This window comes from Ruegeria sp. AH12 (genome assembly GCF_056541465.1).
On the sequence record NZ_JBQFYL010000021.1, the window covers coordinates 27,793 to 52,378 of the forward strand.

Genomic DNA, 24,586 nt, shown 5'->3' on the forward strand with positions numbered 1-24,586 from the left:
GTTACCCGCTGTTGCGCTGCGCTCGGAGCTTGGCAAAATAGTCGAGCCGCTTCTTCAACTCACGCTCGAACCCGCGTTCGACCGGTTGATAGAGCGGTTCTCGCTCCACGCCGTCGGGGAAGTAGTTCTGGCCAGAAAACCCATCCTCGGCGTCATGATCATAAGCATAGCCCGCACCATAGCCCTGATCCTTCATCAGCGATGTCGGCGCGTTCAGGATGTGTTTGGGCGGTGGTGTGCTGCCGGTTTTTTTAGCCAACCGCATCGCAGCCTTATAGCCCACATAGGCCCCGTTCGATTTCGGCGCGAGCGCCAGATAGATCAGCGCCTGCGCCAATGCCAATTCACCCTCGGGTGAACCGAGCCGTTCGTAGGTTTCCCAAGACTGCAGGCAAACTGCCTGCGCCTGCGGATCGGCCAGCCCGATATCTTCGACCGCCATCCGGGTGATACGCCGCGCCAAGAAACGTGGGTCTTCACCCCCGGCCAGCATTCGGGCAAACCAGTAGAGCGCAGCGTCAGGATCCGAGCCCCGCACGGATTTATGCAACGCCGAAATCAGATTGTAGTGCTCATCACCCGATTTGTCGTATTTCGCGGCCCGGCGCATCAGGCGCGTCGACAGTGCATCCGGGTCCAGCGGTGCATCCACCGTCCAGGCGGCCACCTGTTCGATCAGGTTCAGCAGGGCCCGCCCGTCCCCATCTGCCATTTCCTGCAACGCATCCCGCGCAGCGGGTGTCAAAGGCAGCGCTTTGCCCAGTTCCTTTTCTGCACGCTGTGTCAACCGCTCGAGATCAGCCAGACCCAGCCGTTCAAGCACCAGCACCTGAGACCGGCTGAGCACAGCGGCATTCAGCTCGAATGAAGGATTCTCGGTCGTTGCCCCTACCAGCAGGATGGTGCCGTCCTCCATATGAGGCAAAAACCCATCCTGTTGGGCCTTGTTGAACCGATGGATTTCATCGACGAACAACAACGTGCCCTGCCCGTTCTGACGCCGGATCTTGGCAGCCTCGAACACCTTCTTCAGATCTGGAACACCAGTGAAGATCGCGCTGATCTGGACGAAATGCAGATCGGTTTCCTGCGCCAGCAATCGGGCAATCGTTGTCTTGCCAACGCCCGGCGGCCCCCAGAAGATCAGGCTGGACAGGCTGCCAGAGGCCAGCATCACCCCTAGGGGAGCCTCCGGCCCAAGCACCTGTTCCTGCCCGATGACCTCGGCCAGTGTCTGCGGTCGCAGTCTGTCTGCCAGCGGACGGTGCTTGGCCGGCGCGGAGTCTGAACCTGTAGTATCGAACAGATCGCTCATGCCCCTAGAGCCTGAACCGCAATGACAAAGAACGCCCATCACGCTCTAGCGTCATTTGCACCCGACGCCCGGGATCGGTCAGGGCGCGAACCGCATCGCGCGGACGCTCAATCCTGTCACCGTTGATTTCCCCCAAGATGTCTCCGGCGCGCAGACCAGCACGCGCACCATACGGGCCGGGGTCAACAACAACGACCCCCGTTTGCGAGATGCGCAGGCCCAGATCGGATGCCACCGCTGGATTGACCCGTGCAATCGTCAATTCGGGCAGCACGGTGTCTTCGGTTGTGGTCGTTTTCTCGGCATCCGGTGTTTCTGGAGCTTGAATCAGTGCAACTTCGACCTCGGCACTCTCATCGCCGCGTAGCCGAGTCAGTATCGATGTCCCGCCAACGCCCGCAACGGACATGCGGAACTTCATTTCAGCGGGAGAGTTCACCTCATCCCCGTCCACATGGGTCACGACATCGCCAACCCTCAATCCGGCTTCTGCCAAAGGACTAAGCTCATGCAGGTTCGAGATCACGACACCCAATGGGATGGCCAGACCCAGCGACTCGGCGATATCGGCACTCATGTGCTGGCCGGTGATCCCGGCCCATGGGCTGATGAAACTGTCATTGCCGTCTTGCGCTTGCCGCAGAAATTCCGCCACCAGATTGGCCGGTATCGCAAATCCGATCCCGTTCGAGCCACCCGACCGGGTCAAAATCGAGGTATTGATTCCGATCAGGTCGCCATTCACATCGATCAGCGCGCCGCCCGAGTTGCCCGGATTGATCGCCGCGTCGGTCTGAATGAAATAGCCCCGTGCGTTACCCGTGGCCGTGCCTGTGCGGGCCAACCCTGAGATTATGCCCGATGATACGGTCTGCCCAACCCCGAAAGGGTTACCAATCGCCAACGCCAGTTCACCCACCTCAACCTGATCGGAATCCCGCAGGCTCAGGTGGGGTAAATCGGCAGCCTCTTCAAGACGCAGGATCGCGATGTCGCTTTCCTCATGCCCCAGAACAACGGTTGCTGAAAACTCCCTCCGGTCAGTTGTGACCACACGGATTTCGGTCGCCGAGCCCACAACATGGAAATTCGACACAACATACCCGTCATCAGACAGGATAACGCCAGAACCCAGAGAGTTCTGCACACGCGGCTGTGGCGCCCCAAATCCACCGCCGAAGAAATCCTGAAAGAACGGATCCGAGAACAAGGAATTGCTGCGCCCCGGCCGAATGATCTTGGCATAAATGTTCACCACCGCGGGGGCCGCCTGTTTCACAACCGGTGCGAAGCCCAAGCTGATTTCGGCCTGAGATTGCGGAACCTGTGTTTCGGCCGTGGCAAAGGATGCCGATAGAATGGACAAAGCTAGTACTGTCGCGCGAAGCATTCCGACCTCAATCTTCAAAGACCTGTAGGATATGCGGCCAAGCAGCCGCTATTGCAAGCACAGCACTCGCGACTGCAAACAAGAAAAAGAAAACCCCCGCGTCCGGGACGCAGGGGTTTCACAATCAGATAGACGGGTCGGCTTATTCTTCTGCAGCTTCTTCGGCGGCAACGCGGGCTTTGTCAGCCGCGCCTTTGGCGTCGACGTCACGATCAACGAATTCGATGATCGCCATCGGGGCCATGTCACCATAGCGGAAGCCAGCCTTCAGGATGCGGACATAGCCGCCCTGACGCTCGGCGTAGCGGGGGCCAAGAACTTCGAACAGCTTTGCGACATCTTTGTCTTCTTTCAGCTGAGATGCGGCCTGACGACGGGCATGCAGGTCGCCGCGTTTGCCCAGAGTGACCAGCTTTTCGATGATCGGGCGCAGTTCTTTTGCCTTCGGCAGAGTTGTTTTGATTTGCTCATGCTCGATGAGCGAGCCAGCCATGTTCGCAAAAAGAGCCTTGCGGTGCTCATGAGTACGGTTCAGGCGGCGGTAACCACGTGCGTGACGCATTTTCTAGTTCCTTCTTTCGCGTTTTGCTTTGTCTGGCCGGCGATGCGTGTCACCGGCTCTCCTTGGGGCGGAAGTGCCCATTTGGTCCCCGGCAGCCCGGGCATTGGGGAAGACGCGTTTAGAACGCGTCTTCGAATTTCTTCGCCAGATCTTCGATGTTGTCGGGCGGCCAGTCCTCGACATCCATGCCGAGGTGCAGACCCATGCCGGACAGCACTTCTTTGATCTCGTTCAGCGACTTGCGGCCGAAGTTCGGGGTGCGCAGCATCTCGGCTTCGGTCTTCTGGATCAGATCGCCGATGTAAACGATGTTGTCGTTCTTCAGGCAGTTTGCCGAACGGACCGACAGTTCCAGCTCGTCCACTTTCTTCAGCAGCAGCGGGTTGAACTCCAGACCATCGTCCTCGTCCTGGCGGCCAGCCGATTCCGGCTCGTCGAAGTTTACGAAGATCGACAGCTGATCCTGCAGGATACGTGCGGCAAATGCCAGCGCGTCTTCCGGAGTGATCGAACCGTCGGTGTCGATCTTCAGGGTTAGCTTGTCATAGTCCAGAACCTGACCTTCACGGGTCGGCTGAACGTCATAGGCAACCTTTTTGACCGGCGAATAGATCGCGTCGATCGGGATCAGGCCGATGGGTGCGTCTTCGGGCTTGTTCTTCTCAGCCGAGACGTAACCCTTACCGGTGTTGACGGTCAGTTCCATGAACAGGTCAGCGCCATCGTCCAGGTGGCAGATGACGTGATCGCGGTTCAGAACCTCGATGCCGGCGCTTTCGCTGATGTCGCCAGCGGTGACAACTGCGGGGCCTTTGGCATTGATCGACAGGCGCTTGGGGCCTTCGACTTCCATGCGCAGCGACACGCCTTTGAGGTTCAGGATGATGTCGGTGACATCTTCACGCACGCCCGCCACGCTCGAGAACTCGTGCAGGACGTTGTCGATTTGAACGCTGGTGATGGCCGCGCCTTGCAGCGAGCTCATCAGAACGCGGCGCAGCGCGTTGCCCAGAGTCAGGCCAAAGCCACGCTCCAACGGTTCAGCAACCAGGGTTGCCTGACGCGCAGGGTCGTTGCCCGGCTTGCCGTCAAGCTGGGTTGGCTTGATCAATTCTGCCCAATTCTTATGGATCATGTAATCCCTCCATTCCTGTCCGCGCCCCATGACCAACAAGGTGCAGACGCCCGAGGTTCAAAATGACATGCTGGGGCCGCGCAAAAACGCAGCCCCAGCCAAATTCGAAATCGCTTAGACGCGGCGGCGCTTCGGCGGACGGCAGCCGTTGTGAGCGATTGGGGTCACGTCGCGGATCGACGTGATGTTGAAGCCCACGGCAGCCAGCGCACGCAGAGCCGATTCACGACCCGAACCGGGGCCCTGAACTTCGACTTCCAGCGTCTTGACGCCATGTTCCTGCGCCTTCTTGCCTGCATCTTCTGCAGCCATCTGAGCGGCGTAGGGTGTCGATTTCCGCGATCCCTTGAAGCCCATAGTGCCGGCAGACGACCACGAAATGGCGTTGCCCTGTACGTCCGAGATCAGGATCTTGGTGTTGTTGAAGGTCGAATTCACATGGGCGACGCCCGATGCGATGTTCTTACGCTCTTTGCGCTTAACGCGAGTCTTATCACGTGCCATCAGTCAGACCCTCCCTTATTTCTTCTTACCAGCGATGGCCTTTGCGGGGCCTTTGCGGGTACGAGCATTGGTGTGGGTGCGCTGACCGCGAACCGGCAGGTTGCGGCGGTGACGCAGACCGCGATAGCAGCCCAGGTCCATCAGACGCTTGACGTTCATCTGAACTTCACGACGCAGATCACCTTCGACGGTGAAGTTTGCATCGATGTGCTCACGGATGGCCAGAACTTCGGCGTCGGACAGTTCGTTGACGCGACGGTGCGCTTCAATGCCTACGGCTTCGCAGATCGCTTTGGCCGAAGTGTTTCCGATACCGGTGATATATGTGAGGGCGATAGGTACCCGCTTTGCAGTCGGGATGTTTACGCCGGCAATACGTGCCACGTGTCACTTTCCTTTTTTGTTGCGGTTCCGTAGCTCCAGAACCTTTTTTCACAACACTTGACCGTGGCAGTGAGGCCAGAGGGTCCAGCATTTGTACGAGGTATTAGATGCGTCAGGGACGAATCCCGTACGCGATTGCGATTCCCATAGGGATGTGGGTCGATATGGGGTTTTGAAGGGGCCGTCAAGCCCCCTGATTCAATCAGCCCAGCACGGCCTCGATTGAGGTGGTTACATCGCCGATATCCGCCAGACCATCCACCGGGCGCAAATCGCCCTTGGCGTGATAGTAGCCAATCAACGGAGCGGTCTTTTTGTAGTATTCCATCAGGCGGATGCGCACGCTGTCTTCGTTGTCATCTGCGCGGACAGGCTGACCAGCGGCGCGGGCTTCTTCGGCACGACCTACGATGCGCTGAACCAGCGTTTCGTCATCCACCTGTAGCTCGATCACAAAATCCAGTGTCTCACCCTTCTCGGCCAGCAAGGCGCCCAGTGCATCTGCTTGCGCAAGGGTCCGGGGAAAGCCGTCGAAGATAAAACCACCTTCTGCACCCTGCTCCAGCTTTTCGCGGATCAGGCCGATTACGATCTCATCTGTAACCAGTTCGCCCTTGTCCATCACTTCGGCGACGCGCTTACCCATTTCGGTACCGCTGCTCTTGGCTTCGCGCAGCATATCACCGGTGCTCAGCTGAACCATGCCGCGTGTATTGACCAGATGGGAGGCTTGCGTCCCTTTACCCGCCCCTGGGGGGCCAAGAAGAATAATGTTCATCGACGAGAGGGTCCCTTCCTTCCGCGTTTCTTGCTTTTACCGCGCAATTGGGACTTTTCGATAAGACCTTCGTATTGGTGCGCGAGAAGATGGCTCTGCACCTGTTGGATGGTATCCATGGTCACAGAGACGATAATCAAAACCGAAGTGCCGCCAAAATAGAACGGAATGGCAAACTGGTTCCGCAGAATTTCCGGCAGCAAACAAACCGCTGCCAAATAGGCTGAGCCCAGAACCAGTACGCGGTTGACCACGTATTCCAGATACTCGGCGGTCTTTTTGCCCGGGCGGATACCCGGCACAAATCCGTTTTGCTTCTTCAGGTTGTCCGCCACATCATCCGGTTTGAACGACACATTGAACGTATAGAAATACGCGAAGAACACGATCATCGCAGCAAAGAACAGCAGATAGAGCGGCTGACCCGGGCCGAAATTGGCCAGCAGCCACGACATGATCGGACCGTTGGTCGCCCCGGCCGAGAAGGTCGATATGGTGACCGGCAGCAACAGCAGCGAGCTTGCGAAGATGGCTGGAATCACACCCGCTGGGTTGACCTTGACAGGAAGGTGGCTGGAGCCGCCCTCGTATACTTTCATACCGGCCTGACGGCGCGGGTACTGAATGTGGATCTTGCGCAAGGCGCGTTCCATGAACACGACAAAGGTGATCACGGCGATCACCATGACAATCACGCCAACGATAACAGCAGGGCTGATTGCGCCCGAACGGCCAGAGGCAAAGAACTGCGCCAGGGCAGCCGGAACCTCGGCGATGATGCCGACGAAGATGATCAGAGAGATACCATTGCCGATGCCACGTGCTGTGATCTGCTCACCCAGCCACATCAGGAACATGGTGCCCCCAACCAGTGTGATCATGGTCGACATGCGGAAGAACAGGCCCGGATCGGTCGCCAGATCGCCCGATTCCAGCGAAACGGCCAGACCATAGGCCTGAACGGTGGCCAGCGCCACGGTACCAAAACGGGTGTATTGGTTGATCTTCTTACGCCCCTGCTCGCCCTCTTTCTTAAGTTGCTCAAGCGCGGGAACCATCGATGTCAGCAGCTGCACGATGATCGAGGCCGAGATATAAGGCATGATGCCGAGGGCAAAGATACCCATTCGACCCAGCGCCCCGCCGGTGAACATCGAAACCATGCCGCCGATGCCCTGCCCCGCCTGTTCCATGAACTCGCGCAGGGCTTGCCCGTCGATCCCCGGCACCGGAATGAAGGTGCCCAGGCGATAGACGATCAACAAACCCAGCGTGAACAGGATGCGGTTGCGCAGATCGGTGGCTTTGCCCAAAGCAGCCCAGCTTGTGTTGGCTGCCATTTGTTCTGCTGCTGATACCATAAATCGGTCTCTCTTATGCAAACGCCGCCCGGAACCGTTTTCCGGCTCGGACGGCGTCTTGGAAAACTCTGACGTCTATGTAAGCGGGTCTGAGCCCGCTCACAAGCGCTTACTCTGCCGCAGCAGCTTTTGTGACTTTCAGTGAACCGCCCGCTTTTTCGACTGCCTCGATGGCAGTTTTCGAAGCACCGGTCACTTCCAGGTTCACCTTGGCGGTGATTTCACCTTTGGCCAGAACGCGCACGCCATCCAATTTGCGGCGAACCAGACCGGATGCAACAAGCACGTCTTCGGTGATCGCGGCTTTGGCGTCCAGCTTCTTGGCATCGATGAATTTCTGGATCAGACCCAGGTTGATAACAGCAAATGCCTTGCGGTTCGGTTTGTTGAAACCACGCTTGGGCAGACGCTGGTACAGAGGCATCTGGCCGCCTTCGTAGCCATTGATAGCCACACCCGAACGGGATTTCTGGCCTTTGATACCACGGCCACCCATTTTACCTTTGCCGGAACCCGGACCACGGCCAACACGAGTGCGTTTCGGGCTTGCGCCGGGGTTGTCGCGCAATTCATTCAGTTTCATTTCGCTTCTCCTTAGCCGGATGTGACCCCCGAAGCGTGATGGGCCAACCACGGCATTTCTTGGTTTTGATTCTCGTGGACGGAAATCCACCGGAGCGCTCTACAGCGTTGCGGCCTTTGATGCAAGGTTTGTTGTCAATTGGAGCGCGATGCAAAAGAGGCGCCCGAACGACGCCTCTTTCTTTGTGAGTGGTGGGGTATTGTTAGGAGCAGTACGCATGCTCACGCGCGATATCCGCGATGTCGCAACGGCGGACGCCAATATCGTCCAGCTCACGGTTGGTGAGACGCTGCAGCTCGGTGTAAGTGCGCTGATATTCCGCCGCGCGTGCGCGGGCCGCTTTAACGCGCTCAACCAGATTCGCGAAACGGGCGCTCAGGTTGAAGCCGCCATGTGTCAGTGTAGCTGTATGTGCCATATCTCTATTCCTTTCTGTGCCGAGGCGTATTCCCCGGTTGTTTCCATTTGTTCCTTTGTGGACAAGGCTCAGATAGGCATAGTCGGTACCGCTAACAACGCGCGTTTTGGTCTAGCCGCTATGCGTGTTGCGAATAACTTTCGCTGGTTGGCTTGTTCCTAGCCTGGTTGCTATTCGTATTGGAACGTAACTTGCAGCTGACCTGCTGATCAGCTCGATGGCCACCTGCGTTTTTTGCAGACCGCTAGCCTGTTGTTAGAATTGGACCCACCTGCTGAAATGCAAAGTAAAGCCCCATCGGATCACGAAATACACGCGGCACCTGCTGAGCACTTTGCAGTGATCGAACACGCGTTTCAGACGCTCCAAGCGTCAAAGCATCACGAACCGCCTTCTCGATTGCGACCACTTTGATCACAGGCAGCCAGGCGCATTTCTCGCGCATCTTCATATCTCGTGAAGCAACCACAAGACTTTGCGAAAGCCACCGGCTTGACTCGGCACCTTCACCGCCATCCGTCGTCGAATATGTGCGATCAAACAACGCCTGGTAGAATTCAATTGGAAACTCTGAGCCTCCGCTCAAATAAATCTCTGCTGCAAACTGCTGTGTAGGTATTGGGTATTCATGTTGTGAAACGGAGATACCAAATCTGGCGCCCCAAGGGTCCGCCAATAGGCAGTTTCGCCCAACCCCGGGCACATCAAAGGGTCGCCGGATTATACGTGCGCCCAGCTTCTCAGCACGCGCTGAATACGCATCAACATCGGGAACTTCGAAATAAGGAAGCCATCCGGCATCAAAGTCCCTTGGAGTTTCCGTCAATCCGCTTCCGGCTTCCCCGTTTAGAAGAGCAAGAGTGAATTCCCCTTTTCCTTGGCCCCAGACGTATTCATCGGTGCTTTCCTTGATGAAATCCCACGACGCTACACTACCATAGAACGTCTCAGAAGCGCTCAGATCAGGCGTGAAGAGGTCATGCCATACAATCTGTCCTGTATTATCCGCATTCATTTCAAACAAACCTCCTGCGCCACACGCGCTGGGTAGTCCAACACAATCCAAATGGTCATTGATACAAATCAATCAGAACATGGCCTTCGGAGGTCCGCGCTAGAAGAAGAGTTCCCCAATAAGCTAAAGTGCGAACAAAAAAACGCCCCCGACAATGTCGAGGGCGTTTCAAATTCTTCAATGAGCTCGCGCTTAGCCGCGCTCGTCGATGATCTCAACAAGATGCGGGATCTTGTTGACCATGCCGCGGACCGAGGGAGTATCCTCCAGCTCACGGGTCTTGTGCATCTTGTTCAGGCCCAGACCGATCAGAGTTGCGCGCTGTTCGGCGGGGCGACGGATCGGAGAACCGATCTGCTTGACGACGATGGTTTTTGCCATGGGTCGCTCTCCTTATGCTTCTGCTTCAGCACCAGCTGGTGCTTCGTCCCGCTTGGGCAGGATATCGGCAACCTTTTTGCCACGACGCTGTGCAACCGAACGCGGGCTCTGCTCTTTCTGCAGGCCGTTGATGGTGGCGCGGATCATATTGTACGGGTTCTGCGAGCCCAGCGACTTGGACACAACGTCCTTTACGCCCAGCATTTCGAACACAGCACGCATCGGACCACCGGCGATGATACCAGTACCTTCAGGCGCGGTGCGCATGACCACTTTACCAGCGCCGTGGCGGCCTTCGATGTCGTGGTGCAGAGTACGACCTTCGCGCAGTTGCACGCGGATCATTTGACGCTTGGCTTGCTCGGTCGCCTTACGGATGGCCTCGGGTACTTCTTTCGCTTTACCCTTACCAAAGCCGACGCGGCCTTTCTGATCGCCGACAACCACCAGAGCGGCGAAGCCAAAGCGCTTACCACCTTTTACGGTTTTCGACACGCGGTTGATTGCGACCAGGCGATCTGCAAATTCCGGTGCTTCTTCACGGTCGCGGCCACGGCCCCGACGGTTTTCACGTTCTGCCATCTTGGCATCCCTTTTACTATGGCGCTCGGCGCCGTTTGTTCAATCCAAGTGAGCCCCGACTGTTGCCGAGGCCCCCGGATCATCGGGGCAGCCACAAAGCTGCCCGCAAGTCTTAGATCTTCAGACCACCTTCACGCGCGGCGTCAGCAACTGCCTTCACCTTGCCGTGGAACAGGAAGCCACCACGATCGAAATAGGCCTCTTCGACGCCTGCCTTCTTGGCACGCTCGGCGATGGCCGCCCCCACTTTGGTGGCCGCTTCGACGTTGTTCTTGCCAACAACACCCAGATCTTTTTCCAGGGTCGAGGCCGATGCCAGGGTCACGCCACGAACGTCGTCGATCAGCTGAACGCTGATGTTCTTGTTCGAACGGTGAACCGACAGGCGTACACGGCCGGCGTTGACTTTGCGAAGTTTGTTCCGAACGCGCAGGCGGCGCTTCAGAAACAGGGTTCTTTTGCTGTTTGCCATTGTCTGCGTCCTTACTTCTTCTTGCCTTCCTTGCGGAAGATGAACTCGCCCTTGTAGCGGATGCCCTTGCCTTTGTACGGCTCGGGACGGCGCCATTCGCGGATTTTGGCCGCGACTTCGCCCACCTGCTGCTGGTCGATACCTTCCACAACGATCTCGGTCTGCTTCGGCGCGGTGATGGTGACACCTTCCGGAGCAGTGAAATCAACATCGTGGCTGTAACCCAGGTTCAGCTTCAGGGTGTTGCCCTGCATCTGCGCCCGGTAACCAACACCCTGGATCTCCAGCTCTTTTTTGAAGCCCTGGGTCACACCGGTTACCAGATTGGCAACCATAGTGCGGCTCATGCCCCACTGCTGGCGGGCACGCTTGGACATGCCACGAGGGTTGATCTGCACAACGTTGTCTTCGACCGACAGCGTTACGTCATCAGTTGCAGTGAAGCTGCGGGTGCCTTTCGGACCTTTCACTTCGATGGTCTGACCCGACACAGAGGCGGAAACGCCGCTGGGCAGCTCGACCGGTTTTTTACCAATACGAGACATTGCAGACCTCCTTAGAAGACGGTGCAGAGCACTTCGCCGCCAACGTTGTTGGAGCGAGCGTTCTGGTCCGACATCACACCTTTCGGAGTGCTGACAATCGACACGCCCAGACCCTGACGGACCTGCGGGATGTCATTGACGCCCATGTACACGCGACGACCGGGTTTCGAGACCCGCTTCAGTTCGCGAATAACAGGGGTGCCTTCGTAGTATTTCAGGCTGATTTCGATGGCCGGATGACCGTTTTCACCGGTCGTCTTTTCATAGCCACGGATGTAGCCTTCGTCCGCCAGCACGTCCAGAACCCAACCGCGCAGCTTGGACGCCGGGGTTGAAACGGTGGACTTGCCGCGCATTTGCGCGTTGCGGATACGGGTGAGCATATCGCCGATAGGATCATTCATATCTATGTCTCCCTTACCAGCTCGATTTCACCATGCCGGGGATCTGACCAGCAGAACCCAGCTCGCGCAGCGCGATACGGCTGACCTTCAGCTTACGGTAGTAAGCGTGGGGACGACCGGTCAGCTGACAACGGTTGTGAAGACGGGTAGCCGAGCTGTTGCGCGGCAGTTTCGCCAGTTTCAGACGCGCTTTGAAACGCTCTTCCATCGGCTTGCTCTCGTCATTCGCGATTTCTTTCAGCTCGGCACGCTTTGCGGCATATTTGGCCACCAGGCGTTCGCGCTTCTTCTCGCGTTCGATCATTGCTTTTTTAGCCATGTCTCAATCCTCCCGGCGCTTATGCGTTGAACGGCATGTTGAACGCTTTCAACAGTGCCTTAGCTTCAGCGTCGGTTTTCGCTGTGGTGGCAATTACGATATCCAGGCCCCAGACCTCGTCGACCTTGTCGAAGTCGATTTCCGGGAACACGATGTGCTCTTTCATGCCCATGGCAAAGTTGCCCTGACCATCAAAAGACGGCTTCACACCGCGGAAGTCACGAATACGCGGCATTGCGATCGTGATCAGACGATCCAGGAATTCGTACATCCGGTCACCGCGCAGGGTTACTTTCGCACCCAGCGGCATGTCCTCACGAACACGGAAACCCGCGATCGACTTCTTCGCCTTTGTTGCAACGGCCTGCTGGCCAGCAATCGCAGTCAGATCCTCGACAGCAGCTTTCGCTTTCTTCGAGTCTTTGACCGCCTCAGCACCACATCCGATGTTCAGAACGATTTTTTCCAGCTTGGGCAGCTGCATGTCGTTCTTGTAGCCGAACTCTTCTTTCAGAGCGGCACGGATGGTTTCAGCGTACTGAGCCTTCAGACGCGGGGTGTAGGTTGCGTTATCAAGCATCGATCACGTCCCCTGTGGTCTTGGCGAAGCGGACCTTCTTGTCGCCTTCCATGCGGAAACCAACGCGGGTTGCTTTGCCGTTTTTGTCCAGCAGTGCCAGGTTCGACAGCTGGATCGGGTTCGCCTGAGGCAGACGACCACCTTGCGAAGCTTGCGACTGACGGGTGTGACGGATGGCAATGTTGATGCCTTCGACAACAGCTTTACCGGCCTTCGGGTCAACCGAGGAAATGGTTCCCTCTTTGCCCTTGTCTTTACCGGCCAGCACGACGACCTTGTCGCCTTTGCGGAGTTTAGCAGCCATGATTACAGCACCTCCGGAGCCAGCGAGATGATTTTCATGAAGTTCTTGCCGCGCAGTTCACGAACAACGGGGCCAAAGATACGTGTACCGACTGGCTCGTTATTGTTGTTCAGGATGACGGCGGCGTTACGATCGAAACGGATCGCGGTGCCGTCTTCGCGACGGACTTCCTTGGCGGTGCGTACGACGACGGCCTTACGGACGTCACCTTTCTTTACGCGGCCGCGCGGGATGGCTTCCTTCACCGAGACGACAATAATGTCGCCAACGGAGGCGTATTTACGCTTGGAACCACCCAGGACCTTGATGCACTGAACTCGGCGGGCGCCGGAGTTGTCAGCGACATCCAGATTGGTCTGCATCTGGATCATGTGGTTTCTCCCGACCTGTGGGGGCTGGTCTCGTTAAATCCCCCAGGGTTTCGACAAATGGAAAAGTCCTGGGGGCTTACGCCTCCAGAACCTCCCAACGTTTCGTCTTCGATTTCGGCGCGCATTCGATGATGCGGACTGTGTCGCCGACCTTGAAGGCGTTCTTTTCATCGTGAGCCCGGTATTTCTTGGACTTACGGATGGTTTTCTTCAGAACCGGATGCGTAAAGCGGCGCTCGACGGATACGGTTACGGTCTGTTCGTTGGCGTCGCTGGTTACGGTGCCGGACAGGATACGCTTCGGCATCTGATTACTCCTCGGATGCCGCAGCAGCGGCCTTTTCGTTCAGAATGGTTTTGACGCGGGCAGCGTTGCGGCGGGCCGCTTTGATGCCGGCTGTGCTTTCCAGCTGACCGGTGGCCTGTTGAAAGCGCAGGTTAAAGCTTTCTTTCTTCAGGTTGGCCAGTTCCTCGCGGAGCTGGTCCGGGGTCTTGTCACGCAGTTCTTGGGCGTTCATCGCCTTTTTCCTTTGCTCAAAACACCAGAAGGCCCCCTTGCAGGGTCACCTTGGACCTGGTGGATGAATGATAGACATACGAATCGCCCGACAACGCCGGGAGATCGCAGGATGCCGCCGTATAAGGGTTTGGGGGGTGGGTGGCAAGGGAAAGTTTGGCACTGTCTTTGCAAGCGGCTTCAGACAAATTTTGGCGATGGCCGGAAGCAGCACCGCCAGTTAGCTGTGCTCGACCAATCCAGTTTGATTCAAACCAGAACGACCTTTTGTTCAGGTCCCTTTCTCCTGCATCTTCCGAACCATCTTCAGACGAGTCTTGCGTGGCAGCAATGGAATGATCCAGCCCGTCATAAATGCGAGAGGCCTGTCATTTATCACGGCCAGCTTTCCATCAACCATGGCGTCATAGCCAAACTTGGCCACAGCTTCAGCAGTTGCCCCTTTCTGGGATACGAGTTTAGTGCCCTCAAGATCAGCTGAAGCGGCGAACTCAGTCGCCACATAGCCGGGTTCCAGGGCTGTAACGGAGACACCTTTGTCTTTCAGTTCTTCGGCCAAAGCCTGACTGAAACTAGAAACATAGGCCTTCGTAGCAAAATAAGTGGCTTGCAGCGGGCCCGGCAGATACGCCGCGGTCGAACTGACATTTAGTATCTTGCCACCGCCACTGCTAACCATATCCCTGCCAAACATGTGACACAGAGAGACAAGCGCTTCGACGTTCAGGCGGATCATGCTCAGGTCCTCTGAAAGATCACGATCCAGAAAGGCCCCGTGCCCTCCAAACCCGGCATTGTTGATAAGATAATCAACCTTCAGACCCTCGGCGTTGACGGCCTCATACAGTTTTTTTGCCCCACTTTGTGCGCCCAGATCGAGCGCAATCGCAGTGACCGTAATACTGTAGGCGGCTTCAAGCTCTGCCTTCAAAGCGTCTAACACGTCGGCACGCCGCGCAGTAATAATGACATCTCCGCCTTGCGACGCGTGATATCGGGCTATTTCACGACCAATTCCCGAAGATGCGCCGGTGACGAGTGCGATTTTCGGCATGGTGTTCTCCGATCAATTCAGACTGAAATGATAATACTCCAGAACCGCGCGGTTTTCTTCAGGAGATTTACAAGCTCACTCCCACTTGTAGTTAAAACTCACTGAAATACGCTCTTCTTCCGCCATATTCATCGGAACCTCGTGACGCAGCCAGCTTTCCCACAGCAGAACGTCTCCCACCTTCGGCTTCATATAGATAAACGGCTGCAAATCGCGCCGTCCGCCCTTCAGACGCGTTGGTGCAGCCATCATGCGGCCTGAGCGTGGGTCTTCCAGTTTCAACGCACTCGCCCCTTCAGGCATCGCGACATAGGTCGTGCCCGAGATCACGCTGTGCGGGTGGATGTGGCTGGAGTGCATTCCACCCTCCGGCAGGATGTTGATCCAAAGGTCTTCCAGCACCAGCTTCCCCTCGCCCAGATCAAACTCCAGATCCTTGGCAAATGCGGCGACGTGCTGATCCAGCGCCGCAACCAGATCGGCGAAGATCGGGAACCGCCACGGCAGATCGGTCAGCGAGGCATAGCTGGTATAACCGGGATAGCCGTTCTCCTCACACCATTCCTGCCCGGCCTCATCATCCTCGGCGATGACAATGCAGGAATTTTCCAGTTCTTCCGGGTCGATCTTGGGATCGAACTCGGACAAAGCGGCGCGGTATAGACGGGTGACGAAGAGCGATTCAATCTGTGCCATGCCCCGGCTATAGACCAGCCGGGACAGGAGAGCGAGACCAGCCGACTTAGAAAATCGCGTGTTTGGGGGTGTTTCACAAGAAGTGCAGCCAGGTCTAGTCGTTTGCGACCATCAGGGTCAGGAGCGCGAACTTGTCCAACCCGATGTGCTTCTTGGTCTTCTGGGCCATGATCCCGAGCAGGCCGTCCAAATAAGTCTGGACCCATTCAACCTGGCCAAATATGGGATGAATGGCTTCTGTTTGCTCTTCGCTATGCCGGCAACCGAAACCGGTCTCGATGAATTGAATTGCCGATCACAGCGGCCACTGCTAGCGTCTTTTCCTGTGAAAGCTCTGGTTCTATCACTTTTTATCACGCTTGTGCCGCTGGGGTCCCGTGCGTGTGAAATTGCGCTGGTTGTTGCGCTCGACGTATCGCGCTCGGTCGACAAGTTCGAATATGTTCTGATGCGAAATGGCATCGGCCACGCGTTTCTGGATGACGATATCATTCGCTTGATTTCCTGGATGCCCGGCGGCATGCAGGTCACTGTAACGCAGTGGGGTGGTTCTGGTCAGCAGCGTCAGCCGATCGCCTGGCGTCGACTGTCCAACCGGCAAAGCGTCATCGAATTTGTCGAAGATCTGATCACGATCAATCGTGGTTTTTGGATGGCTGAAACATCCGTTTCCGAGGCCCTGCTTCATGCCGACCTGATGTTTCATCAGCTTGAAAATCCCTGTCGACGTCAGGTGATTGATGTGTCAGGCGATGGGATCTCGAACGCCGGGCCCGAGGCCAAACCGATCTCGGACACGATTGCCACACGGGGAATCACCATAAATGGTTTGGTCGTTGCAGGGGCCCGCCCTGATCCGGTGGTCTACTACCTGTCCGAAGTTGTCCGCGGGCCTCTGTCTTTTGTGGAAGTAACGCATAGCTATGATGACTACGACCAAGCAATGAAGCGGAAATTGCTGCGAGAGCTTACGCCGAATCTGTCGCGTCTCGACTGAGGCACGCGGTGGCGCGCCTGAAGCCAGATGGTCGCCAACAAGAAAACCCCCGCCGGTTTCCCAACGGGGGTCAATTTAGTCACGAACGGGTGTCCCCGGATCGCTTACCAGTCTTCGCGGATCACAACGCGAGTCTTGATCGGCAGCTTCATCGCAGCCAGGCGCAGTGCCTCGCGGGCGATGTCGTCATTGACGCCGTCGATCTCGAACATCACGCGGCCAGGCTTGACCTTGCAGGCCCAGCGGTCGACCGAACCTTTACCTTTACCCATACGAACTTCGATCGGCTTGGCCGTGACCGGAGTGTCGGGGAAGATGCGGATCCAGACGCGGCCCTGACGCTTCATGTGACGCGTCATGGCACGACGTGCAGCTTCGATCTGGCGTGCAGTTACACGCTCAGGCTCAAGAGCTTTCAGACCGTAGGTGCCAAAGTTCAGATCAGAGCCGCCCTTGGCGAGACCCTTGATCCGGCCTTTGTGCATCTTGCGGAATTTAGTACGCTTTGGTTGAAGCATATCTTTCCCTCCTTAGCGACGACCGCCACCAGCACCACGAGGTGCAGGGCCGTCCTGGAGTTCCTGTGCTTTACGGTCACGTGCCTGCGGATCGTGCTCCATGATCTCACCTTTGAAGATCCAGACCTTGATCCCGATGATCCCATAAGGAGTCATCGCTTCGGCATGTGCGTAATCGATGTCGGCGCGCAGGGTGTGCAGAGGCACGCGGCCTTCGCGGTACCACTCGGTCCGTGCGATTTCGGCGCCGCCCAGACGACCAGCGACGTTCACCCGGATACCCAGGGCGCCCATACGCATGGCGTTCTGAACCGAGCGCTTCATGGCGCGACGGAACGATACACGACGTTCCAGCTGCTGAGCGATAGACTCGGCAACCAGCTGCGCGTCAAGCTCGGGCTTGCGCACTTCGACGATGTTCAGGTGCAGTTCGCTGTCGGTCATGCGAGCAAGCTTTTTGCGCAGAACTTCGATGTCTGCACCTTTCTTGCCGATGATGACACCGGGACGAGCCGTGTGGATCGTAACGCGGCACTTCTTGTGCGGACGTTCGATGATCACACGGGCAACACCGGCCTGCTTGCACTCTTTGTTGATGAACTCACGGATCTTGAGGTCTTCCAGCAGAAGATCACCGTAGTCCTTTGTGTCGGCGTACCAGCGGCTGTCCCAGGTGCGGTTGACCTGAAGGCGCATGCCGATCGGATTGACTTTATGACCCATTAGGCTTGCTCCTCAACTTGACGCACCTTGATGGTGATCTCCGAGAACGGCTTCATGATTTTGCCGAACCGACCACGGGCACGCGGGCGACCGCGCTTCATGACCAGGTTCTTGCCAACCCATGCTTCGGCGACGATCAGCTCGTCGACGTCCAGGTTGTGGTTGTTTTCGGCATTCGCGATTGCGGACTGCAGGCACTTTTTGACGTCCTGCGCGACACGCTTGTTCGAGAAAGTCAGGTCGGTCAGAGCCTTCTCAACTTTCTTGCCGCGGATCATTTGCGCAACCAGGTTCAGTTTCTGCGGGCTGGTGCGAAGCATGCGGGTTTTCGCCATTGCTTCGTTTTCAGCCACGCGGCGGGGGTTCTTTTCCTTGCCCATGACTTACTTCCGCTTCGCTTTTTTGTCTGCGGCGTGGCCATAATAGGTGCGGGTCGGCGAGTATTCACCGAACTTCTGACCGATCATGTCTTCCGAGACGTTGACGGGGATATGCTTCTGGCCGTTGTACACACCAAAGGTCAGACCCACGAACTGGGGCAGAATGGTGGAACGACGCGACCAGATTTTGATGACTTCGTTGCGGCCCGACTCGCGCGCTGCTTCGGCTTTTTTCAGCACGTAAGCATCGACGAAAGGACCCTTCCAAACAGAGCGAGACATGAGTTAACGTCCCTTCTTCTTGGCGTGCCGCGAGCGGATGATCAGCTTCTGGGACGCTTTGTTCTTGTTGCGGGTACGCTTACCCTTGGTGTCCTTACCCCACGGCGTAACCGGCGTACGGCCACCCGAGGTACGACCTTCACCACCACCGTGCGGGTGATCGATCGGGTTCATTGCAACACCACGAACCGACGGACGAACGCCTTTGTGGCGCATACGACCGGCTTTACCGAGGTTCTGGTTCGAGTTGTCGGGGTTGGACACGGCACCGATGGTGGCCATGCATTCCTGACGGACCATGCGCAGCTCGCCCGAGCTCAGACGGATCTGAGCGTAGCCGCCATCGCGACCAACGAACTGAGCGTAAGTACCGGCCGCACGTGCGATCTGACCGCCTTTGCCAGGCTTCATCTCGATGTTGTGGACGATAGTACCAATGGGCATGCCCGAGAACGGCATTGCGTTGCCCGGCTTGATGTCAGCCTTGGCGGATGCCACAACCTTGTCACCAACAGCCAGACGCTGCGGAGCCAGGATATACGCCTGCTCGCCGTCTTCGTATTTTACCAGTGCGATGAATGCGGTCCGGTTCGGGTCATATTCGATCCGCTCGACGGTTGCCGCGACATCAAATTTGTTCCGTTTGAAGTCAACGATCCGGTAGAGACGCTTTGCGCCACCGCCGCGGCGGCGTGAAGTGATCCGTCCGGTGTTGTTCCGTCCGCCCGATTTGGTCAAACCCTCAGTGAGAGACTTGACCGGACGTCCTTTCCAAAGCTCCGAACGGTCGATCAGCACCAGCCCGCGCTGGCCCGGCGTCGTCGGCTTGTACGACTTGAGTGCCATGCTTTCTGTCTTCCGTTTAGCAAGTGCAGGGGATTTCCCTGCTATGTGATAGGCCCCCGTAGGTGCCAAGGGTATAGGGCCCCGAAGGTCCCCGGTTACAAATATCAGAGGCCCCGGAACGAATCCGAGGCCGCAAGATTGGGTGCGTGTAACAGGGTTGGGGGTGGGTGTCTATAGGGAACACAATGGATTTCGGAAACTTCGATGCCCGTCTTTCTCGCTAATTTAGACTTCTCAATTCTCGATGGTTTATTCCGATATTTGCTGGCAGCCGAACCTGCCTCGCTAAATCGAGAAGTGCTTCGCTCAGGGCAGATTGGAACAAGCCAAGACACAAGACTAGTATGGAATTTTGGCAACACACATCATTATTTGCGCTTCACCTGTTGATGACAGAGCCTATTGGATTACTCGCCTATTTCGACATTTGAAAAGGGAAACAAGAGATGCAAAAAGCTATTTTCTACGTTTTTGCGACATTCGGAACTGCGGTGGTTTCAGCTTGCAGCACGACGAACGTGCCGGAGACTCCGGAAAATCAAACGATCGAACGGAGGTCAAAAGAGGCCATTGTACTAGAATGTGCCGCGAATGCCGGGATCACATCTTCGTTCCAAGTTACAAAAGGCATTGCGGGTGGCCGATTCGGGTACTCGGTTGCTTCCTCAAACGCCTTAACAGATCAACAGGTTGCTGACGCAAACACCTGCATCAGGCTAAACGGCGCAGGTTTACCGACTATCTAAGCGTACCAGGTGAGAGCATGCTCAGCCTCAATAGGAAGTTCAGCTCTCGCTTTTGCATCGCTGCAACCAACAGACAATCAAAGCCTGGTGCCCACGACCGTGGTGTTAACCTCTTTCACCATCACGTGGAATCTTTGGCGCCCTTACAATAGTTCAAACCAGCGCGGGACGAGGCCGAAGGCCGCCGCGCCAGCGCCAGCCCGTCCCGGCGGGCTGGCGCTTTGGGGACGTTTGCACTTCGGCATGAGGTCGGAAGTATCTGGCACCATAAAGTGCACAGATCGGCCGTTGCGGCACCATCCCACGGGCAGTCGCTGGCGCGGCTTGTGCTCTTATCCGAGGGATCGCCTGCGGCACAGCGGCTCGGCCTCCACCATGATCCGCTGCTGGAGTTTGATATGCCCCAACACCTCGCGAAAGGCGCGATGTTTCGGTTTGCCTTCCAGATAATCCGCCAGTTTGAGCAGGTTGATCGGGTGCTTCTCGATCAACGCCTCGATCCGCTGCACGGCTTTGTCCAGCGCGTAGTGATCCACGTACTGACAGGCCACTTGCGTGGGCGTCAGCAGGCAGTAATCCTGCGGGCGTTTCTCGGTATAGCGCGCGATATCAAAAGGCGACGCGCCGAGGGCGTGGAACTTGGGAATGTGTACGCGCATATCGGCCTCGGCGTGCTCCAGCACCGTGCCCGAGGTCTGGCGAAACCCCAACGGGCCAAGCTTGCCGACCACATGCTTGCGCATCGCCGGAGAGATCATGTCCACATCCGCTCGGTCGTATTTCAGATCATCGAACACCGAGAGCAGTCCAAGTTTCTCATCGGCAATCTGGAAATAAGGCTCGGCGCTGAACGCCCGCATCTGATCCAGCACCTGCGCACGCGCAAGCGCTATTTCAGGGTCCGAAACGAAATCGGCCCCGGCGGGTTGAACCGCAGGGGCCGTGAATAGTTGCAGTAAGCGTCGGATCAAAGACCGGTGGACACGTCGATGGTGTTGCCCTCTTCCAGGGTCACATATGCTTTTTTGACGTCTTTCCGACGGCCCAGCTGGCCGCGGAACCGCTTGACCTTGCCTTTGGTCACGGTGGTGTTCACTGCTTTGACCTTTACACCAAACAGCGCCTCAACGGCCTCTTTGATCTGTGGCTTGTTGCTGTCGATCGCCACTTCAAAGACAACCGCGCCATTCTCGGACGCCATGGTCGACTTTTCGGTGATGACCGGCTTGCGGATCACGTCGTAGTGTTCTGCCTTCGCGCTCATTTCAGACGAGCCTCCAGTGCTTCGACAGCCGCTTTGGTGAGCACCAGGGTGTCACGCTTGAGGATGTCATAGACGTTTGCGCCCATCGACGGCAGGATATCCAGACCTTCGATGTTCTTGGACGCTTTCAGGAACCCTTCGTTCACGGTCGCGCCGTCGATGACCAGAGCGCGTTTCCAGCCCAGGTTTGCAACCTGTTTGGCCAGAGCGGCGGTCTTGCCTTCGGCTTCGGCGTTCTCGATCACAACCAGTTCACCTGCCTTGGCTTTGGCCGACAGAGCGTGGCGCAGGCCAAGCTTGCGGAACTTCTTGGGCAGGTCGTGGCCGTGCGAGCGCACGACGGGGCCCTTGTAGATACCACCACCACGGAAGATCGGCGCGTTACGGTCACCATGGCGTGCGCCACCGGTGCCCTTCTGGCGATAGATCTTCTTGGTCGAGTAGCTGGTTTCCGAGCGGGTCTTTACCTTGTGGGTGCCGGCCTGCGCGTTGTTGCGCTGCCAACGGACCACACGGTGCAGGATGTCCGCGCGCGGCTCAAGGCCGAACAGGTCTGCATCCAGCTCGATGTTGCCGGCTTTTTTGCCGTCCAGTTTGATTACATCAAGTTTCATGCTTCACCACCTTCCGCGGGAGCTTCTTCCGCAGGTGCTTCGGTTGCAGCCGATTTCACAGCAGCCGGGAAAGGCAGGCCTTCCGGTGCTTTCTTCTTCACGGCGTCCTTGACGGTGACCCAGCCCGATTTCGGTCCGGGAACGGCGCCTTTGATGAAGACCAGGTTCCGGTCGGCGTCGGTTTTGACGACTTCCAGGTTCTGGGTGGTAACACGGGCAGCACCCATGTGACCGGCCATCTTCTTGCCTTTGAAAACCTTGCCCGGATCCTGACACTGACCGGTCGAACCGTGCGAACGGTGGCTGATCGAAACACCGTGCGAGGCGCGCAGACCACCAAAGTTCCAACGCTTCATTGCACCAGCAAAGCCTTTACCGATCGAGGTACCCGAAACGTCAACTTTCTGACCTTCCAGGAAGTGTTCTGCCGAAATCTCGGCGCCCACATCGATCAGGCCATCTTCGGAGACGCGGAACTCGGCCAGCTTACGCTTAGGCTCAACCTTTGCAGCGGCGTAGTGACCGCGCATGGCTTTCGAGGTGCGTTTTGCTTTGGCAGCGCCGGCGCCCAGCTGAACGGCGGTGTAGCCGTCTTTGTCAGCGGTACGCTGTGCAACGACCTGCAAGTTGTCCAGGTGAAGAACGGTCACAGGGATCTGCTTGCCGTCTTCCATGAACAGGCGGGTCATGCCAACTTTTTTTGCGATAATACCAGAGCGCATAATCTATACCCTCCGATCTTACGACTGCAGCTTGATCTCGACATCCACACCAGCAGCGAGGTCGAGCTTCATCAGCGCATCCACGGTCTGGGGGGTCGGATCAACGATGTCCAAGAGACGCTTGTGCGTACGGATCTCGAACTGGTCGCGGGATTTCTTGTCAACATGAGGGCCACGGAGAACCGTGAACTTCTCAATCTTGTTCGGCAGCGGGATCGGGCCGCGCACGTTCGCGCCGGTCCGCTTGGCAGTATTGACGATCTCTTGCGTGCTGGCATCCAGAACGCGATAGTCAAATGCCTTCAGCCGAATACGGATGTTTTGGCTTTGCATATTAACAGCCTTTTTTAGGCGTTGAGGTTGAGAGGAGGACAGACGCGCATCGCCAACCCTCTTCGAACCCAAAAGGCGGGAATCACCCCGCCTTGACGTTCTTGTTGAGAACCCGCGCGTATTAGTGGGGTTGGCGGGATTTGGCAAGGGCGAAGTTGGTTCTCTCTCAGACGGCAGCTGAGACACACGTGTCGAACCGAGAACGACATCGACGCGAAGCATCTGAATTTTCACTTTATGGTTGGGAATACCCGACTTGAATACCACTCTAAACTGAGTAGTCCTTGGCTCTAAGTATCTGACAGACTTACCCGCACTTGCTTTTATAATCAGTGGGAAACCCAACGCTTTGACGGAAGCCTTGTTATCCAATTCACTTGTTTTCCCCGCTTTGTTGCATGTGGGCGCGTTTGATATTGCACACCTGTTTAACGACGATCCCAACATCCATTATACCCACGCAATCGCTATACAGTTTTTTTTACTGATGCTGTTGTTTACTTTGACTTCCCCCCTCTTCCTTTTGGGTTCAATTCTCGCCTTCTGTCTTTCGCCCAGAATCATCGATCCAGAACGATTGGTTGCACCTTGGGCCATGTTACTTGCAATCGCGCTTTTACTAAGTGCGCCAATGGGCTTTTCCTACATTTTGCTGGGCGTATTCCTTGTTCTGGCCTTACTAAGCTTGGTGGCGCTTCGTTGGATGAAAAGTCCGAAGATCAAGCAAGAGTATCTCTGGCAACCTGAGGGTTTTCGGAATGCAAACCTCCCAAAGAAAACCTTTGCACTCTTGATTCTGGGCCTACTTCTTTACTTTCTGAAATCACTCGCAACGGCACTGTATTTTTCAGCGGTGCCATTAAATACTGGTCAGCCAGAGTTCCAGTTACAGTTTTCACACAGAATGAACATCAGTGTTGTGCGTGCATCATACAGGTTTCCAGATACACAATCCTGCCTTGAGAGCGGCGCAGATGCTGGAATCCGCGAAGATCTGCTGCGAATGGATTGGGATGAGATTTCGACGACCGGAGACGCAAAGGTCTGCATGTTCAGGTTGCTACACGAATGGGGTGGAGTGGCTGAGGCTGCATCTTGGCTAGAAGCCCAAGGCTTTCGTGTGGGCGAGAATTTCAATTCCGAAAAACCCTATGAGAACCGAGATGGCACATTACGCGTCGACGGCGGATGGTCGATCAAGAGAAATGGCCCACGCTTTCCAACATCCGGCATTGTGACTCGCATTCTAAAGGCAGTACCTTATGGCATGGGTGTGAGAGCCACCTTTAGCGAAGACGGGGAGGAGCTACTTTATCTCAACATCGATTTTTCCACACTATAAAAATTCGCGGCTGCACCGCCTTCTGAGCCAAGGTTCTTCGGCGTATCGTTAGAGTAATCGAAAAGGCCGCCCCTTTTTGGGACGGCCTTCTTAAGTTCAACCGAGTTGCTCTCGGCAGATTTTCCTTTGGAAAATCGCCTGCCGCAACC

The 24,586-nt window shown here is 56.6% G+C and carries 38 protein-coding genes; 3 read left to right on the forward strand and 35 right to left on the reverse strand.

Translation table 11 applies throughout. From position 1 onward, the window contains the following. Position 1: 1 nt before the first annotated feature. The 24 genes from ACR0EL_RS20040 to ACR0EL_RS20155 form a co-directional block, all read right to left on the reverse strand. A complete protein-coding gene (locus tag ACR0EL_RS20040) occupies positions 2-1,315 on the reverse strand; it encodes a replication-associated recombination protein A (protein ID WP_480501797.1) in 1,314 nt (437 codons plus the stop codon). 4 nt (positions 1,316-1,319) lie between these two features. Continuing rightward, on the reverse strand, positions 1,320-2,705 hold the full coding sequence (locus ACR0EL_RS20045) for a trypsin-like peptidase domain-containing protein (protein ID WP_480501798.1): 1,386 nt from the start codon (positions 2,703-2,705) through the stop codon (positions 1,320-1,322). Positions 2,706-2,847: 142 nt separating this feature from the next. Then, positions 2,848-3,267 carry a 50S ribosomal protein L17 gene (gene rplQ / locus ACR0EL_RS20050; RefSeq protein WP_170805984.1) on the reverse strand — a complete coding sequence of 140 codons (420 nt, stop codon included), beginning with the start codon at positions 3,265-3,267 and terminating at the stop codon, positions 2,848-2,850. A 118-nt stretch (positions 3,268-3,385) separates the two neighbouring features. After that, a complete protein-coding gene (locus ACR0EL_RS20055; RefSeq protein ID WP_010437127.1) occupies positions 3,386-4,402 on the reverse strand; it encodes a DNA-directed RNA polymerase subunit alpha in 1,017 nt (338 codons plus the stop codon). 114 nt (positions 4,403-4,516) lie between these two features. Continuing rightward, on the reverse strand, positions 4,517-4,906 hold the full coding sequence (rpsK, locus tag ACR0EL_RS20060; protein WP_008757289.1) for a 30S ribosomal protein S11: 390 nt from the start codon (positions 4,904-4,906) through the stop codon (positions 4,517-4,519). Between the two features lie 15 nt (positions 4,907-4,921). Further along, positions 4,922-5,290 carry a 30S ribosomal protein S13 gene (rpsM, locus tag ACR0EL_RS20065; RefSeq protein WP_008757392.1) on the reverse strand — a complete coding sequence of 123 codons (369 nt, stop codon included), beginning with the start codon at positions 5,288-5,290 and terminating at the stop codon, positions 4,922-4,924. Between the two features lie 202 nt (positions 5,291-5,492). Further along, positions 5,493-6,068, reverse strand: a complete 576-nt coding sequence (locus tag ACR0EL_RS20070) for an adenylate kinase (protein WP_480501800.1) — start codon at positions 6,066-6,068, stop codon at positions 5,493-5,495. Continuing rightward, on the reverse strand, positions 6,065-7,429 hold the full coding sequence (gene secY / locus ACR0EL_RS20075; RefSeq protein ID WP_170531614.1) for a preprotein translocase subunit SecY: 1,365 nt from the start codon (positions 7,427-7,429) through the stop codon (positions 6,065-6,067). Before secY ends, ACR0EL_RS20070 begins: the two co-directional genes overlap by 4 nt. Positions 7,430-7,538: 109 nt before the next feature. Continuing rightward, entirely contained in the window at positions 7,539-8,012 is a 474-nt protein-coding gene (gene rplO / locus ACR0EL_RS20080) for a 50S ribosomal protein L15 (RefSeq protein ID WP_480501802.1), read from the reverse strand. A gap of 202 nt (positions 8,013-8,214) precedes the next feature. Next, on the reverse strand, positions 8,215-8,430 hold the full coding sequence (locus ACR0EL_RS20085; protein WP_170531617.1) for a DUF1127 domain-containing protein: 216 nt from the start codon (positions 8,428-8,430) through the stop codon (positions 8,215-8,217). A 244-nt stretch (positions 8,431-8,674) separates the two neighbouring features. Then, positions 8,675-9,445, reverse strand: coding sequence for a VOC family protein (locus tag ACR0EL_RS20090; protein ID WP_480501819.1), 771 nt, complete (start codon positions 9,443-9,445; stop codon positions 8,675-8,677). A gap of 192 nt (positions 9,446-9,637) precedes the next feature. After that, positions 9,638-9,826 (reverse strand): 50S ribosomal protein L30, encoded by a 189-nt coding sequence (rpmD, locus tag ACR0EL_RS20095; protein ID WP_480501804.1) that lies wholly within the window; start codon positions 9,824-9,826, stop codon positions 9,638-9,640. A gap of 12 nt (positions 9,827-9,838) precedes the next feature. Beyond that, complete coding sequence (gene rpsE / locus ACR0EL_RS20100; protein ID WP_480501805.1) at positions 9,839-10,408, reverse strand: 30S ribosomal protein S5; 570 nt, start codon at positions 10,406-10,408, stop codon at positions 9,839-9,841. A 112-nt stretch (positions 10,409-10,520) separates the two neighbouring features. Continuing rightward, positions 10,521-10,880: a 50S ribosomal protein L18 gene (rplR, locus tag ACR0EL_RS20105; protein WP_039523386.1), complete on the reverse strand. Its 360-nt coding sequence runs from the start codon at positions 10,878-10,880 to the stop codon at positions 10,521-10,523. Between the two features lie 11 nt (positions 10,881-10,891). Next, a complete protein-coding gene (gene rplF, locus ACR0EL_RS20110) occupies positions 10,892-11,425 on the reverse strand; it encodes a 50S ribosomal protein L6 (protein WP_170356679.1) in 534 nt (177 codons plus the stop codon). Positions 11,426-11,436: 11 nt separating this feature from the next. Then, a complete protein-coding gene (gene rpsH, locus ACR0EL_RS20115; protein WP_039523381.1) occupies positions 11,437-11,829 on the reverse strand; it encodes a 30S ribosomal protein S8 in 393 nt (130 codons plus the stop codon). A gap of 13 nt (positions 11,830-11,842) precedes the next feature. Next, positions 11,843-12,148, reverse strand: a complete 306-nt coding sequence (gene rpsN / locus ACR0EL_RS20120; RefSeq protein WP_010437098.1) for a 30S ribosomal protein S14 — start codon at positions 12,146-12,148, stop codon at positions 11,843-11,845. A 19-nt stretch (positions 12,149-12,167) separates the two neighbouring features. Continuing rightward, on the reverse strand, positions 12,168-12,728 hold the full coding sequence (gene rplE, locus ACR0EL_RS20125) for a 50S ribosomal protein L5 (RefSeq protein ID WP_480501807.1): 561 nt from the start codon (positions 12,726-12,728) through the stop codon (positions 12,168-12,170). Then, complete coding sequence (rplX, locus tag ACR0EL_RS20130; RefSeq protein WP_170531626.1) at positions 12,721-13,032, reverse strand: 50S ribosomal protein L24; 312 nt, start codon at positions 13,030-13,032, stop codon at positions 12,721-12,723. The genes rplE and rplX overlap by 8 nt, the downstream gene beginning before the upstream one ends. 2 nt (positions 13,033-13,034) lie before the next feature. Continuing rightward, positions 13,035-13,403 carry a 50S ribosomal protein L14 gene (gene rplN / locus ACR0EL_RS20135; protein ID WP_008757934.1) on the reverse strand — a complete coding sequence of 123 codons (369 nt, stop codon included), beginning with the start codon at positions 13,401-13,403 and terminating at the stop codon, positions 13,035-13,037. Positions 13,404-13,479: 76 nt separating this feature from the next. After that, positions 13,480-13,710, reverse strand: a complete 231-nt coding sequence (rpsQ, locus tag ACR0EL_RS20140) for a 30S ribosomal protein S17 (RefSeq protein ID WP_008757253.1) — start codon at positions 13,708-13,710, stop codon at positions 13,480-13,482. 4 nt (positions 13,711-13,714) lie between these two features. After that, positions 13,715-13,921, reverse strand: a complete 207-nt coding sequence (rpmC, locus tag ACR0EL_RS20145; RefSeq protein ID WP_037311745.1) for a 50S ribosomal protein L29 — start codon at positions 13,919-13,921, stop codon at positions 13,715-13,717. 270 nt (positions 13,922-14,191) lie between these two features. After that, the gene (locus tag ACR0EL_RS20150) at positions 14,192-14,974 is read right to left on the reverse strand and encodes an SDR family NAD(P)-dependent oxidoreductase (protein WP_480501808.1); all 783 of its coding nucleotides are present in this window, start codon (positions 14,972-14,974) and stop codon (positions 14,192-14,194) included. Positions 14,975-15,049: 75 nt separating this feature from the next. Then, positions 15,050-15,670 (reverse strand): 2OG-Fe(II) oxygenase family protein, encoded by a 621-nt coding sequence (locus ACR0EL_RS20155; protein WP_480501809.1) that lies wholly within the window; start codon positions 15,668-15,670, stop codon positions 15,050-15,052. A 325-nt stretch (positions 15,671-15,995) separates the two neighbouring features. Between ACR0EL_RS20155 and ACR0EL_RS20160 the strand changes: the two genes are divergently transcribed. Beyond that, positions 15,996-16,667 carry a DUF1194 domain-containing protein gene (locus ACR0EL_RS20160; RefSeq protein ID WP_353010755.1) on the forward strand — a complete coding sequence of 224 codons (672 nt, stop codon included), beginning with the start codon at positions 15,996-15,998 and terminating at the stop codon, positions 16,665-16,667. 104 nt (positions 16,668-16,771) lie between these two features. Here ACR0EL_RS20160 and rplP read toward each other — a convergent pair whose 3' ends face one another. The 5 genes from rplP to rplB are packed head-to-tail and all read right to left on the reverse strand — an operon-like array spanning position 16,772 to position 19,416. Then, on the reverse strand, positions 16,772-17,185 hold the full coding sequence (gene rplP / locus ACR0EL_RS20165; RefSeq protein WP_010437070.1) for a 50S ribosomal protein L16: 414 nt from the start codon (positions 17,183-17,185) through the stop codon (positions 16,772-16,774). 12 nt (positions 17,186-17,197) lie between these two features. Next, a complete protein-coding gene (gene rpsC, locus ACR0EL_RS20170; RefSeq protein WP_008758042.1) occupies positions 17,198-17,908 on the reverse strand; it encodes a 30S ribosomal protein S3 in 711 nt (236 codons plus the stop codon). Continuing rightward, complete coding sequence (gene rplV / locus ACR0EL_RS20175) at positions 17,908-18,288, reverse strand: 50S ribosomal protein L22 (RefSeq protein ID WP_039538267.1); 381 nt, start codon at positions 18,286-18,288, stop codon at positions 17,908-17,910. The genes rpsC and rplV overlap by 1 nt, the downstream gene beginning before the upstream one ends. 3 nt (positions 18,289-18,291) lie before the next feature. Continuing rightward, a complete protein-coding gene (gene rpsS / locus ACR0EL_RS20180) occupies positions 18,292-18,570 on the reverse strand; it encodes a 30S ribosomal protein S19 (RefSeq protein WP_005980699.1) in 279 nt (92 codons plus the stop codon). Between the two features lie 3 nt (positions 18,571-18,573). After that, positions 18,574-19,416: a 50S ribosomal protein L2 gene (rplB, locus tag ACR0EL_RS20185; RefSeq protein WP_120633917.1), complete on the reverse strand. Its 843-nt coding sequence runs from the start codon at positions 19,414-19,416 to the stop codon at positions 18,574-18,576. A gap of 446 nt (positions 19,417-19,862) precedes the next feature. On the opposite strand from rplB, the gene ACR0EL_RS20190 reads away from it, so the two are divergent. After that, on the forward strand, positions 19,863-20,162 hold the full coding sequence (locus ACR0EL_RS20190) for a hypothetical protein (RefSeq protein ID WP_480501811.1): 300 nt from the start codon (positions 19,863-19,865) through the stop codon (positions 20,160-20,162). Between the two features lie 332 nt (positions 20,163-20,494). On the opposite strand, the gene ACR0EL_RS20195 is transcribed toward ACR0EL_RS20190, so the two are convergent. Genes ACR0EL_RS20195 through rpsJ form a run of 5 tightly spaced genes read right to left on the reverse strand, consistent with a single transcriptional unit; the run spans position 20,495 to position 23,095 of the window. Next, a complete protein-coding gene (locus ACR0EL_RS20195) occupies positions 20,495-21,133 on the reverse strand; it encodes a hypothetical protein (RefSeq protein WP_480501813.1) in 639 nt (212 codons plus the stop codon). Then, positions 21,130-21,426: a 50S ribosomal protein L23 gene (locus ACR0EL_RS20200; protein WP_010437040.1), complete on the reverse strand. Its 297-nt coding sequence runs from the start codon at positions 21,424-21,426 to the stop codon at positions 21,130-21,132. The genes ACR0EL_RS20195 and ACR0EL_RS20200 overlap by 4 nt, the downstream gene beginning before the upstream one ends. Continuing rightward, a complete protein-coding gene (rplD, locus tag ACR0EL_RS20205; RefSeq protein WP_480501815.1) occupies positions 21,423-22,040 on the reverse strand; it encodes a 50S ribosomal protein L4 in 618 nt (205 codons plus the stop codon). The genes ACR0EL_RS20200 and rplD overlap by 4 nt, the downstream gene beginning before the upstream one ends. Then, the gene (gene rplC / locus ACR0EL_RS20210) at positions 22,037-22,762 is read right to left on the reverse strand and encodes a 50S ribosomal protein L3 (protein WP_008758167.1); all 726 of its coding nucleotides are present in this window, start codon (positions 22,760-22,762) and stop codon (positions 22,037-22,039) included. Before rplC ends, rplD begins: the two co-directional genes overlap by 4 nt. An 18-nt stretch (positions 22,763-22,780) precedes the next feature. Continuing rightward, on the reverse strand, positions 22,781-23,095 hold the full coding sequence (rpsJ, locus tag ACR0EL_RS20215) for a 30S ribosomal protein S10 (RefSeq protein WP_008756422.1): 315 nt from the start codon (positions 23,093-23,095) through the stop codon (positions 22,781-22,783). 349 nt (positions 23,096-23,444) lie between these two features. Between rpsJ and ACR0EL_RS20220 the strand changes: the two genes are divergently transcribed. Beyond that, the gene (locus ACR0EL_RS20220; protein ID WP_353010750.1) at positions 23,445-24,437 is read left to right on the forward strand and encodes a hypothetical protein; all 993 of its coding nucleotides are present in this window, start codon (positions 23,445-23,447) and stop codon (positions 24,435-24,437) included. Here ACR0EL_RS20220 and ACR0EL_RS20225 read toward each other — a convergent pair. Next, positions 24,407-24,586, reverse strand: a 180-nt coding sequence (locus tag ACR0EL_RS20225; protein ID WP_480501817.1) for a hypothetical protein, incomplete at its 5' end; no start/stop codon positions are given. The two genes, ACR0EL_RS20220 and ACR0EL_RS20225, sit on opposite strands and share 31 nt — an antisense overlap.